At 65.0% G+C, this 3,096-nt stretch carries 1 protein-coding gene and 1 pseudogene; both read right to left on the minus strand.

The features are described 5' to 3' along the window. Window positions 1-1,359 (minus strand): annotated as a pseudogene (locus FHG71_RS13000) (hypothetical protein); the annotation flags it as partial. 1,201 nt (window positions 1,360-2,560) lie between these two features. Further along, a complete protein-coding gene (locus FHG71_RS13005; protein WP_139082121.1) occupies window positions 2,561-2,962 on the minus strand; it encodes a VPLPA-CTERM sorting domain-containing protein in 402 nt (133 codons plus the stop codon). Window positions 2,963-3,096: the final 134 nt, after the last annotated feature.

A 3,096-nucleotide genomic window follows, 5' to 3' on the forward strand; every position in this document is an offset into this window, starting at 1 on the left:
CGTCATCGGCACGAGCTGGTTGGCCTGGTTCACCAGCGCGAACTTCCAGAACCGCGCCATGCCGGCCGCCAGGATGCGGAAGCGGTACTTGCGCGGGATGACCTCGAAGAAGGGCTTGTAGGCTAAGTTGACGAGCGCCCGATCGCCCAAGAAGCCGTGGGTGTCGAAGATGTCGAAGAAGAGCTGGCCGTCCCCGTCCCAGGCCGCGTCCGAGATCATCAGATTCACGTCGAAGTCGATGTTGCCCCAGTCCAGCAGCGAGCCCGAGGGCAGGCGCAGGTTGACCCCGTCGTTGAGCACTTCGTTGCCGCGGTCGGGGCCGCTGTAGTAGTTCAGCGCGCCCAGATGGCCCTTGTAGACGTTCTCGGCCGTGTAGAAGAAGCGGTGGTCGTGGAACCACAGCGAGCCCTGCAGCTCGCGGAAGTCGCCCGGCACCTGGATCAGGCCGCCCTTGCCGTCGGGTCCCGAGGCGCGCCGGTCGGTGGCGCCCGTGTTGATCGCGTCGGCGCGCGCCAGCGTCGTGGTCCAGTGGTAGTCGTAGAACTGGCCGGGGAAGAAGTGGGCGTTCGACGCCCCGTCCCCCGTCGAGGCGTTGTGGCCGTTGTGGTTGTGGGTCGCCTGGCTGTTGCTGCCGAAGCCGCCGTTGTCGCCGTATTTCGTCGGCAGGGCATTGTAGTGTCGGAAGATCAGCGGCTCCCCGTAGCGGGCCTTGATCAGCGGCGGGATGGGCCGGCCAGCGACATTCCTGCCCGGACCGAAGGTCCAGAGCTTGTTGCGCCCTTGCACCGGAAGGCCGGGATGGAACCTGACATCGTAGCGCGGCGAGGGATCGCTGAGCGTCGACACATAGGCGGCCTTGGGCAGGTACTCGCGCCAGCGCTGCTGGGCGAAGTACTCACCCGGCGGGCGGCCCTCCAGCGGCCCCTTGCCGGTGAGCGGGTTGACGAACTTCGTGCCCTTCGAGGCGGTGAAGTCAGTGTGCCAGGACAGCCGACGCGCGTCGGGCTCCATGGTGCCTCCGGGAAAGACCAGATCGACCTCGGCCCCGCGCTCCTTGGGTATCAACGGCAGCGGCTTCTGCAAGGCCAGCCGCGGCATGCGCTGGGTGAAGGGCAGCACCCCCCACAACGGGCTGGGCGGCGCGCCCGTGGGCACCGCGGCCTCCACCCGGCTGGGCGCGAAGGGGCTCAGGCCATGGGTCAGCGCCAGCGCCCCCCCGGCCGTGAACACCCCCCAGCGGAACAGATCCCGCCGGCTCACCTCCCCCGTCGACAGCGCCTTCACGATCTCGGCGCGGTTGCGCCGGGCGGTCTCCGCCTCGCGCAGGCGCGCGCGAGATGCCGATTGCCTCAGGTACATCCTTACCCCTTTCCTATCGCCCGCAGATCAGCGACGTTACCGAGGCACACGGATTAGGACGCATGAAGCTGCGCAGAACCTAGGCCCGGATACGCCTGAGACAGGCCGGGAAACCTGCGTGAGGCAGGCTCCGCCGGGCGCTTGATACGTGCATCAGCGCCGTGGTTCCCAATTTCTATAGTTCGCCCCGCTAGCGCATATGAGTAGTGCGACGCAAATTGGTATAAGTAATAATACGTATGTCCGGAGGAGCCGGCTAAAGCCCGGCGTGCTGGCTGCGACCGGACTTGCGCCCCTTGATCGTCTGCGCCTTGCCAATCTCTAGAGCGTGGCGCAGTGCCGCTTCAACCCTGGAAAGGATCCGGAGTTCGACAGAGGTATCAGGATCACGACGGGCCATCCGGGCCAAGCGAGGACGGCGGCTGCGAGTGCGATGGCCATCAGGGAGAGAGCAACGTGTCGCGTGTAGCGCATGGCAACGTCTTTCCAGACCAACGCTGCCGCTGAGAACTTGGTCAGGTGTGGCTGTGACACTTCCGGCCGCCTGAACTTGGAGGAATGCCACGGAACGCAAGCGCCCCGGGACAGGCGGGGAGCGGCACGGCCGCAGACGAGAGCTCCCGCTGATCGCCGGTCGTCGACGGCTCCCTCGCTCTCCTCGCCGGAGACGGTCGAAGGTGGCCCGCTGATCGTGCCATGACACGCCGGGCTGGGCGTGCCCGAGATCGGGCGCCTGGAGTCGCTTGAGGACGTGACCGCTTGGCGAAGGACGCGGGGGTCAACCTTTCCTTCTCACCTGACCCCCCATCACGTCGGAATCAGGGCCAAATGCTTGGAGTTAAGAGCGGAGTTGCCCTTTGCGATTTGGTTCGAGCGACGCGGGTGACCTGGGTCCGGCTCAGTGTCGAGGGCCGGACCATCGGGGCAAGGTTGCGTGGGTCCCATAGGCTTGGCGGCCGGGGTATCAGTGGGCGATGCGCGTCCCGAAGAACCCAGGGTGACGCATCGCCTATTTGCGGCCAAGCCAATTCGTCGCTCGACGATAAAAGGCCAAAGGTCGCTCACTCTAGACCGGATGACCTAATCAAGCTCCCCAAGATACCTGCATGTTCAAGGTCACGCAAGAATGGCCGATTGAGGTGCAGGTTCAAGCCGTGCTCGGCAGCCTCCCGTTGAGAAGGCTTGCCCTGCAATCTCTGCCTCAGCGAGGGAGCGTGCTCACGTCTTGTCGACGGCGGCGCAGAACGGAGAATCCGGCCAAGCCCGACAACAGAAGGAAGCCTGCCGCCGGAACCGGCACCGCCGCGACCGCGATTTGGTCAACATCATAGCCGCCGCTGGAGGACCCACGGGGAACGAACGTCGTATCGGCGAGGCGCAAGGTGTCGAACACTCCGTCGAGAGCCAGTTCGCCCACGGCGGCCCTGTTGGTCAGGGTTCCGAGCTTGACAAACACGCCTTTCCGGCCGCCCCAGACATCGACGCTTTCCAGCGCACTCGTCGCACGGTTGTTGAAGGTCACCTCTGAGATCTTCAGGAAACCGGTGAACAGCGAGTGGCTTTCGGGACCGAAAGTGAAGTCCACAATGGCGCCATATCCCATTTCGAAGAAGTCATAGGAAGACTCCGTCGTGAGTTCGTCGCCCAGAGCGTTGGCCAGGTTGTTAGGCGTTGTTGCGCAACTCGAGTTGAGGCCGAGTTCGCCCCTTTCCCCTCGAGGTCAGGCGACGCGCGTGA

Origin of the sequence: Rubellimicrobium roseum (genome assembly GCF_006152145.1) — a bacterium.
Taxonomy (GTDB): domain Bacteria; phylum Pseudomonadota; class Alphaproteobacteria; order Rhodobacterales; family Rhodobacteraceae; genus Rubellimicrobium; species Rubellimicrobium roseum.

Excerpts from the sequence above, each read along its gene's own strand:
- FHG71_RS13005 (WP_139082121.1), bottom strand. The coding sequence starts at position 2,962 with ATGGGATATGGCGCCATTGTGGACTTCACTTTCGGTCCCGAAAGCCAC.